Here is a 19,161-nt window from a genome sequence, read left to right on the forward strand (position 1 = left end):
GTCGGGGACCACTTCACTGTTGGACGGGGGCTCCTTCGTGTATCAGGCAGGGCTGTTAGAGCTTGCCGAACTCTTCCTTGACTGCTTTGTACTTGTTGTCGTCCTGGTACTCGTAGATGCCGATGTAGGCTTCGGTCGGGTCGCCGGCGTCCGAGAAGGTCACCGGGCCGGACTGTCCGTCATAGTCCGCGTTTTTGCCCTCACGGATCAGCTTGACGCAGGCGGCGTAGGAGGTGCACTTCTCGCCGCCTTCAGAGACTTCCTTGAGCTTGGCTGCAATATCCACGCCCTTGGTGCTCTTCGCCGACTCGGCTGCCAGCGCGATCAGGTTGACGGCATCGTAGGACTCACCGGCGTAGCTGTAGTCCTTCAGGGCGGGGTCGATGGCCAGCAACTTCTTCTTGAAGTTCTCCTGGGCGAAGGTGCCCGGGATGGTGCCCCGCGCGCCCTTCAGGGTGCCCGCCTGGAAGTCCTTGCTGTAGTCGGAGGTGTTGCCGTCCACCAGGAACATCTGGGTGGGCTTGACACCCTTGCCCGTCATCAGCGGGACGATGCTCTTGGCCTGGTCAAAGGTGATCAGGGCGATGGCATCGGGCTTGGCGGCAATGACCTTGTCCACCTGGCTGCTGAACTGGGTATCGCCCTCATTGAAGAGCTCCTCCGCCACAACCTGGCCGCCAGCCGATTCAAAGGCCGATTTGATGTTCTTGGCCAGCCCGGTTCCATACGCGTCATTCAGGACGATCATGCCCACGGTCTGCGCGCCGCAGGTAGCCATGTAGTTGCCAAGCACCTTGCCCTGGAGAACGTCGGAAGGCGCAGTACGCCAGTACAGGCCCTTGTCATCCCAGGTGGTGAAGTCCGGTGACGTGTTGGCCGGTGAGAACTGGATAACGCCCGCACCGGTGATCTGGTTGATGACCGTCTTGGACACGCCCGAGGACGCTGCACCGATAATGGCACTCACGCCCTGGCCCAGCAATGCGGACGTGGACTGCGTGGCAATATCGGTCTTGGTGTCACCGGAGTCGCGGTGGATTACTTCGACCGGCTTGCCAAGGACGCCGCCCGCCTTGTTGACTTCCTCGATGCCAAGGTTGACGCCGGCGATTTCGGGCGGGCCAAGGAAGGCCAGCGAGCCGGTGGTGGGAAGCAGCGAGCCGATCCGCAGCGGGGTTTCAGTAGTGGCGGTTGACGGCGGCACCGAAGGGGTCTCGGCAGGCTGGCTGGCGGCCGCTCCTCCGCCGCCCTCAGCTGCCGGACACGCGATTCCTGCCGCAGATCCGGTGGCGGAAGTTTCGGTTGCCGTGGGTGTGGACGAACCGCCGCATGCCGTTGCCATGAAGGCAACGCCGATGCCAAGCGCTGTCAGCTTGGCAACGCGGGTTCCCGCCTGGGGGAATAAAGTCATTTACGAGCTCCTCGATCTAAAGGTGCGAACGGCCTTTGACACGAAAAACCAGGTGTTCCTGATTTAGTTTTCAAGCTAATGCATATACACAGGGAACATAAGTGACTGAGGTCACATCCTTATAACAGTAGTTGCATATGTGGAATTAAACGCAGGAAGCCGCCCGCTGCGTGCGGACGGCTTCCGTTCTCCGGGCCCTTGGCCTGCTCTTGTACCCCAGGTGGGACTCGAACCCACAACACGCGGATTTTAAGTCCGCTGCCTCTGCCAATTGGGCTACTGGGGCGCCCGGTCAATGGTATCCCGTCAAACGAGTGAAAACGGCTCTGCGTACCGGAAGGTGCCGTGGACTCCGCCCGGCCAGAGCGCGAGCGGCAGCAGCTGGAAGTAGTCTCCCCAGGATTCCTCGGGCGGCAGGACCCCCAGCGAGGTGGCCGGGACGAAACCAAACCGGGAGTAATACGCGGGGCTGCCCAGGAGGGCGATGCCGCTCTCCCCGGCAGCGTTCGCCCGGCTGATGGTCTCCTTCATGAGCGCCGAACCAATACCGTGCCGTTGGAGCCGTGGCGTGACCCCAAGGGGGCCCAGTCCCAGCAGCGGGTGCTCGCCCACCCAGCCCCGGGTGCTGATGACGTGGCCCACCACTTCAACGCCCTGAACCGCCACCACGCTGAACCCGGGCAAGTACTCACGGGACTCGAAAAGCCCGCGGAGTACCCGCACCTCCACCGGCTCGCCCTCCACGGGCAACCCGGTGACCGGCGAAACGGCAAAGGCATCAGCCGTGAGGGCCAGGATCGCTTCCCGGTCCTCCGGCGTTTCGTCCCGCAGCACCGGCTCCGACGGCGGCGACTGCCGGCTCCGCGCGGAAAGTTCGGCAAGGACCTCAAGTGCCCGGGGCGCATCTGCCACCGGCACCAGCAGGTGGTCGTGGTGGAAGCCGGCGAGGACGTTGCAGCTGATCCTGGCGTCGGTGAGCGCCTTGCTGACGGCGGCGGTGAGGCCTACAGCCTCCAGGGCGGAATGCACCTGGAGGGTGATCCACGCACCCACGAAGTCGTAGGGCAGGCCTTCCTTCTCCGCAACCGCACGGGGCAGCACCACCGTGAGGCCTTCCGCCTCGCGGACTGCCGCCTCAATGCCCTCCACCATGGCCCTGCCGTAGGGCCACAGCACGTAGACGTATTCGCCGTCGCGCTGTACCGGGCGCATCCCGGCCAGCAGTGCCTCGAGGTTCTTTTCGCCAGTCATGATGCCAGTTTAGGAGGCGGGCAACGCCGTTGGCTGGAAGTGCAGCCGGGCCGGACCCATCCTGCCGGGCCCACGCAAACGGCGGCTGCCCCCTGAAAGGGGACAGCCGCCGTCGGACGTTACGGCGCAGGGCGCAGCCAGGCGCTATTTGGCCTTGGCCGAAACCGCTTCCTTGGCTTCGGCAGCGGCTGGTGCCGTCGCCGTGGAACCGGACCCTGCGGACACGGAGGCGGGCTCAGGGGCGGGCGCCGGAGCCGCCGCAGCCGCCGGCCTGGGTGCCGGAGTGGCTGCTGCCACGAAGGCGCCGCGCGGGTTGTCCAGGTCCAGCAGCTGAGTGGTATCGCGGCCGGCAAAGAAGGCGATAACCCAGTTCAGGATCACGCGGAACTTGCGCTCGAACGTGGGCATGGCGAGGCCGTGGTAGCCGCGGTGTGCAAGCCACGCGAGGCCGCCCTTGAGGCCGATGCTGCCAACCAGGTTGATGTTGGCGACGCCCTTCCACTCACCGAAGCCGGCTACAGCACCAAGGTTCTTGTGCTTGTAGTCCTTGAGCGGCTTGTCCCAGCGGGAAGCCCACAGGTTCTTGGCGAGGCGCTTGGCCTGGCGGAGGGCGTGCTGGGCGTTGGGGACGCAGGTACCGTCCGGGAGGCCCTTGCCGGTGAGGTCCGGAACAGCCGCGACATCGCCGGCGGCCCAGGCGTTGTCGATGATGCCTTCGTCACCGGCGATGCGGAGGTCCGGCAGGACGCGGACGCGGCCACGGGGCTCGAGCGGGAAGTCGGTGGAGCGGACCATGGGGTTGGCCTGCACGCCGGCGGTCCACACGAGGGTGTCCGCTTCGAACTCCTGCGCCGGGGACTTGTCCGGAAGGTTGATGAGCTTAAGGGTGCCCTCGGCGCTGTCCAGCGAGGTGTTCAGGAGCACCTCGATGCCGCGGCCGCGAAGGTGCTCCACAACCCATTCGGCCTGCTTGGCGGTGACCTCGGGCATGATCCGGCCCATGGCTTCAACCAGGACGAAGCGGACTTCCTCCTGCTTGACGCGCGGGTTGTTCCGGACGGCGGCCCGGGCAAGGTCCTCCATCTCGGTGATGCATTCGATGCCGGCAAAGCCGCCGCCGACCACCACGAAGGTGAGGGCCTTGGCGCGGGCAGCGGGATCGGTCATGGTGGAGGCCAGTTCGATGCGCTCCAGGACCTTGTTGCGGAGGGCGACAGCTTCCTCGATGGTCTTCAGGCCGATGCCCTTGTCCGCGAGTCCCTTGATGGGGAACGTACGCGTGATGGCGCCGGCCGCCAGGACGACGTCGAAGTACGGAACCTCGAAGGGAGCCCCGCCATCGGCGGGAGCCACAACCGCGGTGCGGTTCTCGTGGTCGATCGAGGTAACGCGGCCCTGGATCAGTTCGGTCTGCTGGAGGTGCTTGCGGTGGGAGACCACAGCGTGGCGGGCCTCGATGTTTCCGCCGGCTACCTCAGGGAGGAAGGGCTGGTAGGTCATGTAGGGCAGTGGATCCACGAGGGTGACGATGCCACCGGCGTTCGCGATCTTCTTCTGCAGTTTGAGTGCTACGTACAGGCCGACGTACCCGCCGCCGACGACGAGTACCCTGGGACGGTCCTGGAGCTCTGGGGTGGTTGCCATGGGTTTAAGAATACAACAGTTTGTGAAAATCTTCACTAACTGGGAGTCCGGCCCGTAATCTCGGGTTTTCCGCGGGATTCCACCCTGTGGACAGCTCCCGTTTCCACTTCTTCACGGAGCAGGGCGGGATTCCTGGCGGCCCGGCGCAGCTGGACCGCGGCGGCCGCGATGATCGCCACGAACAGCACGGCAAACCCAATGACGACGGCGGCGCCGATGGCGCTGTCACGCTTCGAGGGCGCCTCAGCCGCAGGCACCGTAGCTTCCGGCAGCGTAGGGACTGCGCTGGGAACGTCGGTGGTGGGCAGCGGCGCGGGAGAAGCCAGGTTTCCCCTGCGGTGGACCCGGATCCATTCGGCGATGGACCCCAGCGGGTTTCCGGTGACTTCCGGGACATCGTCCTTCAGCGCCGCCTCGGCGTCCAGCACGCCGAAGCCGTACAGCGGATCCTTGCCCGGCGCCCCGGCATCCTTGGCCGTGGACACAATTCTGTTGATCACCTGCTCGGCGCTCATGGCCGGCCATTTGGAGCGGATCAGTGCCGCCACGCCGGAAACGATGGGGGCGCTGCCGGACGTTCCGGCCCATTCGGCGTAGCCGCCGCCCGGAAGGCCGCCCAGCAGGTTCTCCGCCGGGGCGGCCACGCCGATACTGATGCCCTGGGAGGAGGCGTCAACGCTGGCCACGCCTTTGCGGTCCAGGCCGGCGACCGTGAGGACTCCGGGGATGGTGGCCGGAGCCCCCACCTGGACGTTGCCGCCCACCCGGTTTCCGGCAGCCGCAACGATGACCACGTCCTTCTGTTCGGCATAGAGGAACGCCGCATCCCAGCTCTGGGGCCATTGCGGAGTAGTGCTGCCGAGCGAAATGTTGATGACCTTAGCTCCGTTGTCCACGGCCCAGCGGACTGCTTCCGGGATCTGGTCCTGGTCGCTCTTGCCCGAGGGGTTGGTGGAGCCCAGCCAGGTGGAGACCGAGAGAAGCTCGGCCTCGGGCGCCACGCCTACGATTCCCTCCGGAGGCAGGCCGGCGGGCCCGGGGGCCGGGCTGGGGCTGGCGCTGGCCGGCTGGTGTCCGCGTCCGGCAAGCATGGTGGCCACCAGCGTGCCGTGTTCCGGCTTCACGCCTACGCTTTTCTGTCCGTCCGGTTGACCCGAGCCGGAGGCGTCGTATCCGCCGCTCACGGCGCCCTTGAGGTCCGGGTGCTGCGCGTCAATGCCGCTGTCGATGATGGCCACCTTTACCCCGGCGCCCTTGGAAACTTCCCAGGCCTTGGTGATGCCGGACTCAGGAAGCCAGTACTGCTTGTCCCGCCATTCGTCCGCGTGCGCTGCGGGAGCGGCGAAAAGGCCGGTACCCAGGCAGCAGGCAGCCAGGAGCAGGGCAAGCACCGCCGAGGCGGCACGGCGAAGCTGGGGCGTTGCCCGTGGAATGAAGTGGTGCATCCGCTCAGCCGATGCTCAGGGCGATGCCGTCGAGGATGTCATGCTCACTGGCGGTAGCTGTGGCGACGCGGCCGCCGGTCAGCTGCCCCAACTGTTCCAGGATGCGCCGCCACACCAGGCCGCCGGCACCAATCACGTCGACCCGCCCCGGGTGCATGTAGGGCAGCGCGGCCCGCTCCGCCCTGGTCATTTCCAGAAGGCCGCTGGAGGCCGCCCGGACGGTTTCCAAGGGCAGTTCGGCGCCGTGGATTGCATCCGGCGAGTACTCGGCCAGTCCGAGCGCGTGTGCGGTGATAGTGGTGATGGACCCGGCAACACCGACGACGGCGGTGGCGCGTTCCAGCGGTACGTCGCGGCGGGCGCGGGCGATGGCGGCGTCCACGTCCGCTTCGGCGTCCGCTATCTGCTGGGCAGTGGGGGGATCGTCCCGGAGGTGCCGTTCAGTAAGGCGGACGCAACCGATGTCCACGGACTTCGCGGCGGTAACCCCGGCAGCCGTGCCCAGGACGAACTCGGTGCTGCCGCCGCCCAGATCCACCACCAGCACTTCGTGCCCGTCCAGGATGGGCAGCACGCTGCTGGCACCGGCGAAGGACAGGGCGGCTTCCTCGTCGCCGGAGATCACTTCGGGTTCCACGCCCAGCAGGTCGCGGATCCCGTCCACGAAGACCTGCCGGTTGCGTGCGTCGCGGCTGGCGGAGGTTGCAACAAAACGGACCCTGGCCGCGCCGTGGTCGCGGATGAGCGCGGCATAGTCAGCGGTGGCCGCAAAAGTGCGCTCCAGCGCCTCCGGTGCCAGCTCGCCCGTTGCGTCCACCCCCTGGCCCAGCCGCACCACGCGCATTTCCCGCACCACGTCCTTGAGCGAGGTGGTGCCGTTGGCCCGTTCAACGTCGGCAATCAGGAGGCGGATGGAGTTGGTGCCGCAGTCAATGGCTGCAACGCGTGTCACTCCGGGGCTCCTGCCGTGTTGGCGGATTTCCGCACCGGGGCCGGCCGGCCCACGATGTCCGGCAGGCCCTGCGGCCCGTGGCGGCTCAGGTCCCTGGAAGGTGCCTCGCCCGTGGTGTCCCAGGCGCCGTCGCAGTAGCACCTGTCCGCGGTCCACCATTCGGTGATGCCGGCCAGTGCCTGGTCTCCGAGCGGGTTGACACCGGGACCCGCGGCCAGGGAATGCCCCACCAGGACGTGCAGGCATTTGACGCGCGTGGGCATGCCCCCGGCGGAGATCCCGTCAATCTCGGGGACGGCGCCGATGCCGGACCGCTCTCCGATGGCGTTGCGGGCCGCGAGGTAATCTTCGTGTGCTGCGCGGTAGGCTGCGGACAGTTCCTCATCGCCGGCCAGCTGTTCATTCATCTCATTCATGACGCCTGCGGCTTCGAGCCGCGACACCGCCGAGGTGATGACCGGGTGCGTCAGGTAAAAGGTGGTGGGAAACGGGGTCCCGTTGCTGAGCCGGGGAGCTGTGGCGGCCACGAGTGGATTGCCGCAGACGCAGCGCGCAGGAATCTCCACCACATCGCGGACCGGCCGTCCCAGCTGGCGGCTCAGGACTTCAAGATCGTGCGCTGATGGTTGGCGGGATTCGTCCCGGGCGGCTGCCGTGTTGTGTTCCACTGTGGCGGGCCGTCCTTCCTGTTGCGGTTCAGTCTGTAGCCGCGCGCGTGATGGACTCCCACAGGGAATCCACCCACGGCAGATCGGCGGGGTCTTGTGCTGCTGTACCGGCCTGGCTGCTGGTTTCTCCGGCCGGCAGATCGCTGCCGAAGACCCAGTAGCCGGTTTCTCCCGGCATAACCATGTTAATGCGGTCGCGGGCCTGCTGCTTCACGTAGTTGGGGTCCTGCCACCGGGAGACCTGCTGCCGCAGGGTGTCGCCTTCTGCCTGGCGGGCAGCGATATCGGCGTTCAGCGCGTCGATCTCGGCCTTCTTGTCGAAGAAGATCTTCACCGTGGGCGCCAGCATGATGGTGATGGCAATCATCACCACGGCCAGCGCCAGCATCCGCCCGGAGAACGCCTTGGCCGGTACCGGCTGCTGGTCTTCGTCGTCCGCCGGAGCCGCCGGAGTTGCCTTGTCCCCGGTTGCCTTGTCCCCGGTTGCGCTGCTCCCCTTGCGGCTGGCCGGTCCAGGCCCCTTGCGGGAAGGCTGGTCCGGGCGTCCGGCTGCCGTGCCGGCCGGCTGCGCGCCGGCCCGTTGTGCATCCGCCGCGTGACCGGCCCTTGTGTCCTTGCCCGGGCCGAAGTCCGCGCGGATGACGTCCGCACCCTCGGAGGCTTCCTTCGCGGAACGGGATGGGGCGACCTTGGGAACTTTGGGACGGCGGGTAGCCATGACACTCCTGAAACGCGCAGCCTGCCTGGGCCGCCACTATCTGGGCTAAAACAAGTGCTGCCGGAACAGCAACGGTGGCTATGGTCTTTCAACCATAGCCACCGTTGTTTGCTTTACGCGGCTACTAGCCCTTGAAACGCGGGAACGCGCTGCGGCCTGCGTAGCGGGCGGCGTCGTCGAGTTCCTCTTCGATGCGCAGCAGCTGGTTGTACTTGGCCACGCGCTCCGAGCGGGCCGGGGCGCCGGTCTTGATCTGGCCGGCGTTGGTGGCCACCGAGATATCGGCGATGGTGGTGTCCTCGGTTTCGCCGGAGCGGTGCGAGGTGATGGTGGTGTAGCCGGCGCGCTGGGCGAGGCTGACGGCGTCGAGCGTCTCGGTCAGGGAACCGATCTGGTTGACCTTCACCAGGAGAGAGTTGGCAGTCTTGGTGTCGATGCCGCGCTGCAGGATGGCGGGGTTGGTGACGAAGAGGTCGTCGCCCACCAGCTGCACCTTGTCGCCGATGGAGTCGGTGAGGGTCTTCCAGCCGTCCCAGTCGTTCTCGTCCAGCGGGTCCTCGATGGAGACCAGCGGGTAGTCAGCCACGAGCTCGGCGTAGTAGGCGCTCATCTCGGCGGAGGTCAGGGACTTGCCTTCGAACTGGTACGCGCCGTCCGTGAAGAACTCGGAGGAGGCCACGTCCAGGGCCAGCGCAATGTCCTTGCCCGGGGTGTAGCCGGCGTTCTTGATGGCTTCCTGGATCAGGTCCAGTGCAGCACGGTTGGACGGCAGGTTCGGCGCGAAGCCGCCTTCGTCGCCCAGGCCGGTGGCGAGGCCCTTTTCCTTCAGGACGGACTTGAGGGCGTGGTAGACCTCAACGCCCCAGCGCAGGCCCTCGGAGAAGGTCTCGGCACCCAGCGGGACAACCATGAATTCCTGGATGTCGACGTCGGAATCCGCGTGGGAGCCGCCGTTGAGGATATTCATGAGCGGCACGGGCAGGACGTGAGCGTTCGGGCCGCCGAGGTACTTGTAGAGGGGCAGGTCAGCGGAGGCGGCGGCGGCGTTGGCAACGGCCAGGGAAACGCCCAGGATGGCGTTGGCGCCCAGCTTGCCCTTGTTCGGGGTGCCGTCCAGGTCCAGCATGGCCTGGTCGATGCTGCGCTGATCGGTGGCGTCGAAGCCGGTCAGGGCGGGAGCGATCTGGTCGATGATCGCGTCAACAGCCTTCTGGACGCCTTTGCCAAGGTAACGGCCCTTGTCGCCGTCGCGCAGTTCAACGGCCTCGTGCTCGCCGGTGGAGGCACCGGAGGGAACCGCGGCGCGGCCGATCTGGCCGTCGGAGAGCAGGACTTCAACTTCTACGGTCGGGTTGCCGCGGGAATCGAGGATCTCGCGGGCGTGGATGGCATCGATAAGCGCCATGAATTTGCTCCTTATGGGCGATTAACGGGGGGATCTTGCAGAAAGACTCGACGTACTCGTCACAGACCAGCGTAGTCGAGAGTGGTTCGGGTTACGGAAACCTATCCAGCCCCGGACGTCATGATGGTGCGGTTATCCCGGGTTGTGCTGCCGCGGCCACGCGCCGCTGGTAGCGCCGCACCGCGCCACGGAGGGCCCGCTCGGCGTCAAATCCACCTGCGTGGGCGGAATTCACGACGGCGAGCAGCAGGTCCCCGAGCTCTTCCTCGGACGTGAAGCGGGCACCATCCGCCGGCGGCAGTATCCCCGCTGGTTGGGGTAGCCCCAGGCCGGCCCGCGCCGCGCGGTCGATGGACTTCTGCGCCCGGGCCAGCGCGGGAAGCGCCTGGGGAATGCCCTCGAACGGATCCTGCCGCTCCGGACGCTCCGCCCGCTTCACGGCATCCCACTTCTGCACGATCTCCTCGACAGTTGCCGGAAAGCTGTCCTGCAGGGAGCCGTCGGGACGGAACACATGCGGGTTGCGGCGGACCATCTTGGCACCCAGGCCGCGTGCGACGTCGTCGAACGTGAAGGCGCCGCGCTCCTCAGCGAGGCGGGCGTGCAGGACCACCTGAAGCAGGACGTCGCCCAGCTCCCCCTGGAGCTCGGCGTCGGTGTCCTTTTCCCCCGGCACGCCGGCCTCGATCGTCTCGGCCACCTCGAACGCCTCTTCCAGCAGGTATTCCACCAGGGACGCGTGCGTCAGGGCACGCATCCACGGGCAGTGTTCCCGCAGTTGCGCTATGACCGTCACGAGGCTTTCGGAGGGAGTTTCAGCCAAGGTTCGCGTAGGTGTCGTTGATGTACTCCACCAGGGCTTCCTTCTCCTCAAGCGGCAGGAAGGCAGCCTCGGCCGCGTTGAGCGTCAGCTCCAGCAGGTCATCGAGGTCGTAGTCGAAGGTTTCCACCAGCAGTTCGAACTCGTCCGTCAGGGTGACACCGCTCATCAGCCGGTTGTCGGTGTTGATGGTGACGTTGAAGCCGAGCTGGTAGAGCATGTCCAGGGGATGGCTTTCGATGCCCTCGCCGAAACCGGCGATCGCACCGGTCTGGAGGTTGGAGGAGGGGCAGATTTCCAGCGCGATGCCGCGGTCGCGGATCCAGCTGGAGAGGTCTCCGAGGGTGACCAGTCCGATCGTGTCCTCTGCATCGTCGTCGAACTCCACCATGATGTCCTCGGCAATCCGGACGCCATGTCCCAGCCGCAGGGCGCGGCCGTCCACCAGGGCGGACTGGATGCTGTCCAGCCCTGCCGCCTCGCCGGCGTGCACGGTGGCCGGGAAGTTCTGCTGCGCCAGGTAGGTGAAGGCGTCCCGGAAACGGGAAGGCAGGAAGCCGTCCTCGGCTCCGGCGATGTCGAAGCCGACCGCGCCCTTGTTGCGGTGGCGGACGGCGAGTTCAGCGATTTCCTGGCCGCGGTCTGCGTGGCGCATGGCGGTGATGAGCTGGCCCACCTGGATCTCGCGTCCGCTCTCCCCCACGGCTTCGACGCCGGCTTCGAGGCCTTCCTGCACGGCCTCCACGGCCTGGTCCAGCGTGAGGCCCCTCTGGAGGTGCTGCTCGGGCGCCCACCGGACTTCGCCGTACACCACGCCATCGTCCGCGAGATCCTCAACGAACTCCTTGGCAACCCGGAACAGGCCCTCGTGGGTCTGCATGACGGCCACGGTGTGGTCAAAGGTTTCCAGGTAGCGGACCAGCGAACCGGAGTTGGCGGACTCCCTGAACCATTCGCCCAGCGCCACGGGATCGGTGGACGGGAGCGTGTGGCCCACGGCGTCGGCCAGTTCGATGATGGTGGCCGGACGCAGTCCTCCGTCCAGGTGGTCGTGGAGGGAGACCTTGGGCAGGTTCTTCAGGTCGAAATCGATGGCAGGGGCAGCGTCAACAATGGGCTCAGTCACGTTCCCACCTTAGGGTGGGCGGGAGTTCAAAGCCAGCCGCTAATGCGCGGCAGGTTTGCCGTCCCGGGCCGCGGGGGTGAGGACTGCCGAGCTCCCGTTACCGGGGTCCCGGGCGCCGGAGGAACCGCCGTCAAGCCACTCATCAACCTCTTCGGCGTCATTGCGGGCAAGGTGCTTGTGCCACCAACGCAGGACGTGGTCGATGACGATGCCGAGCACGATGGCGAAGACCACGGCTATGCCCGCGCTGAGCAGCGGATTGTGGTGGAGCCAGGGGAAGGAACTGGCCAGCAGGCCGATGCCGATCGAGTAGCCCACCCACGTGATGCAGGCGAAGGCATCCAACAGGAAGAAGCGGCGGTGGGCGAAGCCCGTGCTGCCGGCCACGTAGTTGACGGCGACCCGGCCCCACGGGATGTAGCGGGCAGTGAAGATCAGCACGGCGCCGCGCTTTTGCAGCTCGTAGCGCGCCCAGCCGAAGGCTTTCTGGACCTTGGGGCGCCGCATCCACTTCCACCGGTCCAGGCCGATCCGCCGGCCGAGCATAAATGCCATGTTGTCCCCGGCGATGGCCCCGATCAGGGCTGTCAGGCCGAGGATCCAAAGATTGGGCTCTCCGCTGTGCCGGGAAAAGGCCGCCAGTGCCACGATGAGGGTCTCGCTGGGGACCACCATCGCGAAACCGTCGACGAAGAAGAACACGAGCAGTATCGGGTAAATCCACCATTGACCAGCTGCATGGAGCACGGCCTCATTAATAAACTCCACGCGGGTCTTGCTCCTATGCAAAATGGCGTAGCCGTAAGGGGCCGCAGCCAAAGCGGAAATCGTTCCTAAGTGTCCCATGTCCAAGGCGCGATTCGCTACGCCCTGGCCTTTACGGAACAACGCTTCAACTACGCTTCCGGTTCCTTCATCCGCTCCACCATCGGGGGACGGCGACGGAGGCGGTTGATGCCCAGGTCCACCATGATCCCCAGCGCCACGGCGCAGATGATGGCGATGGCCGCGCCCAGAAGGTGGTTGTCCTCGAACCACTGCCCGAAAAACAGCCCGATCCCCACGGAGTACCCGGCCCAGAGAGTCGCAGAAAGAACGGTGAGGCCGATGAAACGCAGGTGGGGATAATGCGTGAAGCCAGCTGTCAGGTTCACTGCCACCCTCCCAATTGGCACGAACCTCGCCACGAGGATGAGCGAGGCCGGACGCTTCCGCAGTTCCCTGCCCGCCCACCGGAACGCGCTCTGCATCCGGGGGTTACGCATCCAGCCCCACCTCGTGGTGCCCACCTTGCGGCCGATCAGGTAGGCGATGTTGTCCCCCGTAAATGCCCCCAGCGCCGCCACCAGCATCAGGACCCAGGGGTTGGGAACGTCCGCGGTGGCGGCAACGGCGGCGAGGCCCACCACCACCGATTCGCTGGGGATGGGCGGAAAGAAGCCGTCAATGACGCAGCAGGCCAGCACCAGGACCAGCACCCAAGGCTGCCCGGCCGCGGCGAGGATGAAGTCATTGATGGCCTGCATGGATCCCTATGCTATTCGGTCGATGATCAGCCGCTGCGCCGGCCGCGATCCCTCGGGCGCAATGACCACTGCGTGCTCCAGGGCTTCCCTGGCCCGCGCGAACCGTTCGGGGGTGTCCGTGAGCAGCGTCATCAGGGGCTCGCCGGCCCGGACCACGGCGCCGGGCTTGGCGTGCATGCGGACCCCGGCGCCAGCCTGCACGGCGTCCTCCTTGCGGGCACGGCCGGCACCCAGGCGCCACGCCGCAACACCGACGGCGAGGGCATCAAGTTCCACGAGCACCCCGTCCGCCGGGGCGTAGACCACCTCGGATTCCCGGGCCGCCGGGAGTTTGGCCCGCGGATCGCCGCCCTGGGCCGCGATCATGCGGTTCCAGACATCCATGGCACGGCCGTCCCTGAGGGCGGCGGCCGGATCGGCGTCGTTCACTCCCGCAGAGGCCAGCATTTCCTCGGCGAGCCTGACGGTCAGCTCCACCACATCCTCCGGGCCGCCGCCGGCAAGCACCTCCACGGATTCTTCGACCTCGATGGCGTTGCCCGCGGTCAGTCCCAGCGGAGTATTCATGTTGGTGAGCAGCGCCACGGTGTTCACTCCCGCGTCCTTGCCCAGCGCCACCATGGTCTCGGCAAGCTCCCGGGCATTGGCCTCATCCTTCATGAAGGCGCCACTGCCCACCTTGACGTCCAGGACCAGGGAGCCGGTCCCTTCCGCGATTTTCTTGCTCATGATGGAGGAGGCAATCAAGGGAATGGCTTCAACCGTGCCGGTGACGTCCCGCAGTGCATACAGTTTCCTGTCCGCAGGAGCCAGGCCGGCGCCGGCGGCGCAGATCACGGCGCCCACGTCCTGGAGCTGGGCCAGGATTTCCTCATTGCTGAGGGAGGCACGCCAGCCAGGGATGGATTCAAGCTTGTCCAGGGTGCCGCCGGTGTGGCCAAGGCCCCGGCCGGAGAGCTGCGGTACGGCGACCCCGAAAACCGCAACCAATGGCGCGAGCGGCAGGGTGATCTTGTCCCCCACGCCGCCCGTGGAATGCTTGTCCGACGTGTACTTCAGGCCGCCGTCAGGCCGGCGGAGGCTGGAGAAGTCCATCCGTTCACCGGACGCGATCATCGCAGCGGTCCACCGGGCGATCTCGGTGCGGTCCATGCCGTTGAGCAGGATGGCCATGTTCAGGGCTGCCATCTGCTCGTCCGCGATGGCGCCGCGGGTGTAGGCATCAATGGTCCAGTCGATCTGTTCCGGGCTGAGCGTGCCCTTGTCCCGCTTCACGCGGATGATGTCGACGGCGTCGAAGGGTTCCGCAGTGTTGTCCACTGCGCGGGTCTCTGTCACCTTATGAGTCACTGTGTTTCCTTCAGGTGTTCGGGACCGAAGGCGTCAGGCAACACCTGGTCCATGGACTTGATGCCTTGGGTAGTCATGAGCTCCATATCCGGGGCGCGGAATTCGTACAGCAGCTGGCGGCAGCGTCCGCACGGCATGAGGATGTTGCCGCTGCCGTCCACGCAGTAGAACGCCCGGAGCAGCCCGCCGCCGGTCATGTGCAGGTTGCCCACCAGCGCGCACTCGGCGCAGAGGGTAAGGCCGTAGCTGGCGTTTTCTACATTGCAGCCACTGACGATGCGTCCGTCGTCGGTCAGTGCCGCCGCTCCCACCGGGAATTTCGAATAGGGAACGTAGGCGTGGCGCATGGCGGCGACGGCGGATGCCTCCAGCGCAGCCCAGTCAACCGGCCTTGGTGCGCCCGCAGTGCCGTCCACGACGTCAGCCCTTGACATAGGGGATGCCGCTGGCCGCCGGTCCCCGGGATTTGCCCACCAGACCGGCCACCGCAAGGACCGTGACCAGGTAAGGGAGCATGGCCATGAACTGGCTTGGAACCGGCGTGCCGATGATCGTGACGATGCTCTGGAGGTTGTCCGCGAACCCGAACAGGAGCGCTGCGAAGAACGCTCCGATCGGGTTCCACCGGCCAAAGATCAGGGCTGCCAGGGCGATGAAGCCGCGGCCGCCGGAGATCTCTTTGGTAAAGCTGTCGATGGCCACCAGGGTGAAGAAGGAACCGCCGATGCCTGCCACGGCACCGCCAAGGGTGACGTTCCAGAACCGGGTGGCATTCACGTTGATGCCCAGGGTGTCGGCGGCCTGCGGGTGTTCGCCCACGGCGCGCACCCGCAGGCCCCAGCGCGTCTTGAACAGGCCCACCCAGACCACCAGGACGGCGACGTACATGAGGTAGCCCACCAGTGACTGCCGGAAGAGAATGGGGCCGATGACGGGGATGCTGGAAAGGACGGGGATTTCGATGATGTCCAGCCCCGGCGGCGAGTTGAACTGCGCCTTGTTGGCCTGCATCACCGTGCTGAACAGAAACCCGGTCAGGCCCGAAACGAGCACATTCAGGACCACGCCGACGATGATCTGGTTCACCAGGTACTTGATGCTGAAAAGAGCCAGGACCATGGACACCACGGCACCGGCCACGGCGGCAGCCAGCAGGCCGATGAAGGGGTTCTGCGTCATGCTGGCCACAATGGCGGCGGTGAACGCACCGCCGAGCAGTTGGCCCTCAATGGCGATGTTCACCACGCCCACCCGCTCGCAGAGGACGCCGGACAGTGATCCGAATACCAGCGGAACGGCGAGGGTCACGGAGCCGGCGATGAGGCCGGCCAGCGAAATGTTCGGGGTCCGGGCGCCGCCCACCACCCAGATGAGGAACGCGGCCGTGAACAGGACGATGAAGGTCACCGTCAGCCAGCCCGGGGCCGGCATGCCCTTGGTCTTGAGGTACACCGCATAGGCAGCGAGGCCCAGCAGGAGGATGGACAGCACAATGCCGCCGGCGGCCGCGTTGACCGCCAGGGCCGGCAGCTGGAAGAAGTCTTCCCCCGTGGAAATGCCAAAGCTGGCAGTCTGGTTAGGGGCCATCAGGCCAAAGAACACCAATGCGATCAGGCCGAAAGCCGTAAGCATCGCCGGCGTCCGCCAGCTGACGGGTTTGGTGGAGACGGCGGAGCCTGCCTTCGTTGAGGCATCCTCCGGCTGCGGTTTTCCGGAGCGAGGCGAGGAAACTGTTGTGCTCATGCTGCACCTCCGGTGGTTGCTGCCTTACGGGACTTGCCGGCTTTGGCCGGTTTCCTGCGCCTGGGATTGAGGCCGAACACCGCCCTGACGAGTGGCGGTGCCGCGATGAAGAGCACGATCAGGGACTGGACCACCAGGACGATGTCGATGGGCGTGCCGGTCTGGATCTGCATCTGGACCGCCCCGGCCCGGAAGGCGCCGAACAGCAGGCCGGCCGCGAAGGTGCCCCACGGCGTCGAACGCCCCAGCAGGGCCACGGTGATGGCGTCGAAGCCATAGGTGGCGGCAACGCCGTCGGTGAGGACCTTCTCGGTGCCGGCCACCTGGGCGACGCCGGACATGCCCGCCAGCCCTCCGGCGAGGGCCATCACCAGGATGGTGGAGCGGGACACGTTGATGCCCGCCGTCTGCGCCGCCTTGGGGTTCGCGCCTACTGCGCGGAATTCGAAGCCCACGGTGGAGCGGTTCAGGAGCCACCAGACCAGGACAGTGGTGGCTATGGCCAGGAGGAAGCCGAGGTGGAGCCGGTACTGGGTGCCGAAGATCTGCGGGTAGACAGCCGTGGGGTCCAGGATGGGCGAGATGGGGTTCGACTCCCCCGGCCGCTGGAACGCCGGGGTGTTCAGCAGGTACCGCAGGAAGTACAGCGCGATGTAGTTGAACATGATGGTCAGGATGACTTCGTGGGCCCCCGTGCGGGCCTTGAGGAGTCCGACGAGTCCGCCCCAGAAGGCACCGCCGATAATGCCGGCCACCAAGACCAGGAGCAGGTGCAGGCCCACGGGAAGGTCGAGCGCGAAACCCACCCAGGCGGCCAGGATGCCGGCCACGATGATCTGGCCCTGGGCGCCAATGTTGAACAGCCCCGCGCGGAAGGCCAGTGCTACGCCCAGGCCGGCCGTGATGAGAGGGGTGGCGATGGTGAGGGTCTCCATGAACGGCGCGAACTGGGCGGCAACGCTGTTGCCTCGGGGGTTGAAGACCGAGCCTTGGAACAGGGCTACATAGGAACGCGTGGCTGCGTTCCAGACGGCGGACAGGAAGTCGGTGGGCCGGGCGAAGAAGTACGTGGAGGTGGTGGCCACCTGCTTGTCGGTGCTGGCGATCAGCAGCCCGCCGATGATGAGGGCAAGCAGGACCGCCAGGACGGAGACCATGCCGCTGCCGGTGAAGATCTTGCGGAGCAGGGTGTCGGGCCCGCCGGGGATCTTCCCGCTTTGGGCGGTGGCCGGAACGGCGGACGGTTCCATGACCCCGCCTGCGGTATCAACCGCGACGACGGCGGCCGTCCGGTCCTCCGGGGCAGCGGGCTCCTGCGCTTCAGGGCCAGGCTCGCCGGCCGCGTGCTTGGGGGGATGCGTGTCAGACATGGTCGCCTCCTTCGGCGTCGGATACGGAAGCCGTGGTGGCGGGGCCCTGATCACTGCCCGTTGGGGCCGTATGTTCCTCCGGCGGGATGCCCGCCATCATGAGGCCCAGGACGTCGCGGCTGGTTCCTGCCGGAACCACGCCCACCAATTTGCCCTTGTAGAGCACGGCGATCCTGTCGGCCAGTTCCATCACCTCGTCAAGTTCGGTGGAGACGATCATGACGGGAGTGCCCTGGTCCCGTTCAGCCACAATCCGCTTGTGAAGGAATTCGATGGATCCCACGTCAACGCCGCGGGTGGGCTGGGAGGCGATGAACAGGCGCAGCGGACGGGACAGCTCGCGGGCCATCACCACTTTCTGCTGGTTGCCGCCGGAAAGCGTTCCGGCGGCAAGGGCTCCTGAAGGGGTCCGGACATCAAACTCTTCGATCCGGGTAGTGGCGTTTTCCAGCACCTTGGCAGGGCTCATGCTGATGCCCTTTGCAAAGGGGGCCTGATCGTACCGGTCCAGGATCAGGTTCTCGGCAATGGAGAAAGTGCCGATAAGGCCGTCAACGGAGCGGTCCTCGGGCACGAAGCCCACTCCTGCGTTCAGCACCTCCTTGACGCTGCGGCCCACGAGCTCCCGCCCATCCAGCAGGATGGAACCGTGTACCCGGTCCTGCAGGCCGAGGATCGCCTCCGTCAGCTCGGTTTGGCCATTCCCCTGGACGCCCGCAATTGCAAGGATCTCGCCCCTGGCTATTTCAAAACTCAGGCCGTCCACGACGTGCTGGCCGTTGGGAGCGATGACGGTGAGGTCCCGGACCTCGAACGTCTTTTCCTTCGGCCGGGCCGGGGCTTTATCCAGTTTGAGGTTGACGGCACGGCCCACCATCATGGATGCCAGTTCGGTAGTGGATGCCGCAGGGTCAGCCGTCCCCACCACCTTGCCGCGGCGGATTACCGTAATAGTGTCCGAGACTGCTTTCACTTCCCGCAGCTTGTGGGAAATGAAGACAATGGACGTTCCGCCGGACTTGAGCTGGCGCATGATGTCCAGCAGTTCGTCCGTTTCCTGCGGGGTCAGGACGGCAGTGGGTTCGTCCAGGATGAGGACCCTGGCATTGCGCACCAACGCCTTGATGATCTCCACGCGCTGCTGGACGCCCACCGGCAGGTCCTCCACCAGTGCGTCCGGGTCCACGTCGAAGCCGTACTGGTCCGAGATCTCCTTGATCCGGCGGCGCGTTTCGTCCAGGTTGAGGAAGCCGGCGGCCTTGGTGGGCTCGGCGCCCAACGCCACGTTCTCGGCGACGGTGAAGACGGGAACCAGCATGAAGTGCTGGTGCACCATCCCGATCCCCGCCGCCATGGCGTCTCCCGGTCCACGGAAGGAAACAGGCTTGCCGTCAACGAGGATCTCGCCCTCCGACGGCTCGTAGAGCCCGTACAGAACATTCATGAGGGTGGATTTTCCGGCCCCGTTCTCACCCAGCAGGCAGTGGATCTGCCCGGATTCCACCACCACGTTGATGTGGTCGTTCGCCACCAGGGTGCCAAAGCGTTTAGTGATCCCTCTGAGTTCAAGTTTCAAAACTCTGACCAATCTCGAAGCGTCCAGTGATCAACCGGACGGGATATGTGGCTGCAGCACCAAGCCTAGTGGGTGCAGTCATGGGAAAGGCAGGCTGCGGCCGGGTAGGGGCAGCCAGCAAAAAAGCGCCACCGCCCGGCCAGTCGGTAACCGGCC

17 protein-coding genes and 1 tRNA gene are annotated in these 19,161 nt (G+C 66.1%); all 18 read right to left on the reverse strand.

All coding sequences use genetic code 11. The annotated features are described in order from the left end of the window. Positions 1–55: 55 nt before the first annotated feature. Positions 56–1,411 carry an ABC transporter substrate-binding protein gene (locus Q9R30_RS17190; protein WP_104997198.1) on the reverse strand — a complete coding sequence of 452 codons (1,356 nt, stop codon included), beginning with the start codon at positions 1,409–1,411 and terminating at the stop codon, positions 56–58. A gap of 212 nt (positions 1,412–1,623) precedes the next feature. Then, a tRNA-Leu gene (locus Q9R30_RS17195) sits at positions 1,624–1,697 on the reverse strand. 20 nt (positions 1,698–1,717) lie between these two features. Next, complete coding sequence (locus Q9R30_RS17200; protein WP_311218352.1) at positions 1,718–2,662, reverse strand: N-acetyltransferase; 945 nt, start codon at positions 2,660–2,662, stop codon at positions 1,718–1,720. A 144-nt stretch (positions 2,663–2,806) separates the two neighbouring features. Further along, the gene (locus Q9R30_RS17205; RefSeq protein ID WP_104997196.1) at positions 2,807–4,306 is read right to left on the reverse strand and encodes an NAD(P)/FAD-dependent oxidoreductase; all 1,500 of its coding nucleotides are present in this window, start codon (positions 4,304–4,306) and stop codon (positions 2,807–2,809) included. Positions 4,307–4,341: 35 nt separating this feature from the next. Next, positions 4,342–5,751: a S8 family serine peptidase gene (locus Q9R30_RS17210; protein ID WP_311218353.1), complete on the reverse strand. Its 1,410-nt coding sequence runs from the start codon at positions 5,749–5,751 to the stop codon at positions 4,342–4,344. 4 nt (positions 5,752–5,755) lie between these two features. After that, positions 5,756–6,703: a Ppx/GppA phosphatase family protein gene (locus tag Q9R30_RS17215; protein ID WP_311218354.1), complete on the reverse strand. Its 948-nt coding sequence runs from the start codon at positions 6,701–6,703 to the stop codon at positions 5,756–5,758. Continuing rightward, the gene (locus tag Q9R30_RS17220; protein ID WP_311218355.1) at positions 6,700–7,371 is read right to left on the reverse strand and encodes a DUF501 domain-containing protein; all 672 of its coding nucleotides are present in this window, start codon (positions 7,369–7,371) and stop codon (positions 6,700–6,702) included. The genes Q9R30_RS17215 and Q9R30_RS17220 overlap by 4 nt, the downstream gene beginning before the upstream one ends. 28 nt (positions 7,372–7,399) lie before the next feature. Beyond that, positions 7,400–8,089: a septum formation initiator family protein gene (locus Q9R30_RS17225; protein ID WP_311218356.1), complete on the reverse strand. Its 690-nt coding sequence runs from the start codon at positions 8,087–8,089 to the stop codon at positions 7,400–7,402. A 124-nt stretch (positions 8,090–8,213) separates the two neighbouring features. Further along, entirely contained in the window at positions 8,214–9,494 is a 1,281-nt protein-coding gene (eno, locus tag Q9R30_RS17230) for a phosphopyruvate hydratase (RefSeq protein ID WP_104997191.1), read from the reverse strand. Between the two features lie 118 nt (positions 9,495–9,612). Beyond that, entirely contained in the window at positions 9,613–10,251 is a 639-nt protein-coding gene (locus Q9R30_RS17235) for a MazG nucleotide pyrophosphohydrolase domain-containing protein (RefSeq protein WP_104999657.1), read from the reverse strand. A gap of 58 nt (positions 10,252–10,309) precedes the next feature. Continuing rightward, a complete protein-coding gene (locus Q9R30_RS17240) occupies positions 10,310–11,440 on the reverse strand; it encodes an adenosine deaminase (RefSeq protein ID WP_104997190.1) in 1,131 nt (376 codons plus the stop codon). Positions 11,441–11,479: 39 nt separating this feature from the next. Further along, positions 11,480–12,208 carry a DedA family protein gene (locus Q9R30_RS17245; RefSeq protein ID WP_104997189.1) on the reverse strand — a complete coding sequence of 243 codons (729 nt, stop codon included), beginning with the start codon at positions 12,206–12,208 and terminating at the stop codon, positions 11,480–11,482. Between the two features lie 128 nt (positions 12,209–12,336). Next, complete coding sequence (locus Q9R30_RS17250; RefSeq protein WP_311218357.1) at positions 12,337–12,966, reverse strand: DedA family protein; 630 nt, start codon at positions 12,964–12,966, stop codon at positions 12,337–12,339. A 6-nt stretch (positions 12,967–12,972) separates the two neighbouring features. After that, positions 12,973–14,316: a thymidine phosphorylase gene (locus Q9R30_RS17255; protein ID WP_234005534.1), complete on the reverse strand. Its 1,344-nt coding sequence runs from the start codon at positions 14,314–14,316 to the stop codon at positions 12,973–12,975. Then, entirely contained in the window at positions 14,313–14,750 is a 438-nt protein-coding gene (locus tag Q9R30_RS17260; protein WP_104997186.1) for a cytidine deaminase, read from the reverse strand. Before Q9R30_RS17260 ends, Q9R30_RS17255 begins: the two co-directional genes overlap by 4 nt. Continuing rightward, positions 14,737–16,059: an ABC transporter permease gene (locus Q9R30_RS17265; protein WP_104997185.1), complete on the reverse strand. Its 1,323-nt coding sequence runs from the start codon at positions 16,057–16,059 to the stop codon at positions 14,737–14,739. Before Q9R30_RS17265 ends, Q9R30_RS17260 begins: the two co-directional genes overlap by 14 nt. Next, positions 16,056–17,429: an ABC transporter permease gene (locus tag Q9R30_RS17270; RefSeq protein WP_311218358.1), complete on the reverse strand. Its 1,374-nt coding sequence runs from the start codon at positions 17,427–17,429 to the stop codon at positions 16,056–16,058. Before Q9R30_RS17270 ends, Q9R30_RS17265 begins: the two co-directional genes overlap by 4 nt. Next, positions 17,422–19,005, reverse strand: a complete 1,584-nt coding sequence (locus tag Q9R30_RS17275; protein ID WP_104997183.1) for an ABC transporter ATP-binding protein — start codon at positions 19,003–19,005, stop codon at positions 17,422–17,424. The genes Q9R30_RS17270 and Q9R30_RS17275 overlap by 8 nt, the downstream gene beginning before the upstream one ends. Positions 19,006–19,161: the final 156 nt, after the last annotated feature.

The sequence above is a fragment of the Arthrobacter sp. AB6 genome (assembly GCF_031844545.1).
Taxonomy (GTDB): Bacteria; Actinomycetota; Actinomycetes; order Actinomycetales; family Micrococcaceae; genus Arthrobacter.

Coding starts and splice junctions, on each gene's coding strand:
- Q9R30_RS17190 (WP_104997198.1), bottom strand. CDS start 1,411: ATGACTTTATTCCCCCAGGCGGGAACCCGCGTTGCCAAGCTGACAGCG.
- Q9R30_RS17205 (WP_104997196.1), bottom strand. CDS start 4,306: ATGGCAACCACCCCAGAGCTCCAGGACCGTCCCAGGGTACTCGTCGTC.
- Q9R30_RS17200 (WP_311218352.1), bottom strand. CDS start 2,662: ATGACTGGCGAAAAGAACCTCGAGGCACTGCTGGCCGGGATGCGCCCG.
- Q9R30_RS17235 (WP_104999657.1), bottom strand. CDS start 10,251: ATGCGTGCCCTGACGCACGCGTCCCTGGTGGAATACCTGCTGGAAGAG.
- eno (WP_104997191.1), bottom strand. CDS start 9,494: ATGGCGCTTATCGATGCCATCCACGCCCGCGAGATCCTCGATTCCCGC.
- Q9R30_RS17225 (WP_311218356.1), bottom strand. CDS start 8,089: ATGGCTACCCGCCGTCCCAAAGTTCCCAAGGTCGCCCCATCCCGTTCC.
- Q9R30_RS17250 (WP_311218357.1), bottom strand. CDS start 12,966: ATGCAGGCCATCAATGACTTCATCCTCGCCGCGGCCGGGCAGCCTTGG.
- Q9R30_RS17265 (WP_104997185.1), bottom strand. CDS start 16,059: ATGAGCACAACAGTTTCCTCGCCTCGCTCCGGAAAACCGCAGCCGGAG.
- Q9R30_RS17260 (WP_104997186.1), bottom strand. CDS start 14,750: ATGTCAAGGGCTGACGTCGTGGACGGCACTGCGGGCGCACCAAGGCCG.
- Q9R30_RS17270 (WP_311218358.1), bottom strand. CDS start 17,429: ATGTCTGACACGCATCCCCCCAAGCACGCGGCCGGCGAGCCTGGCCCT.
- Q9R30_RS17210 (WP_311218353.1), bottom strand. CDS start 5,751: ATGCACCACTTCATTCCACGGGCAACGCCCCAGCTTCGCCGTGCCGCC.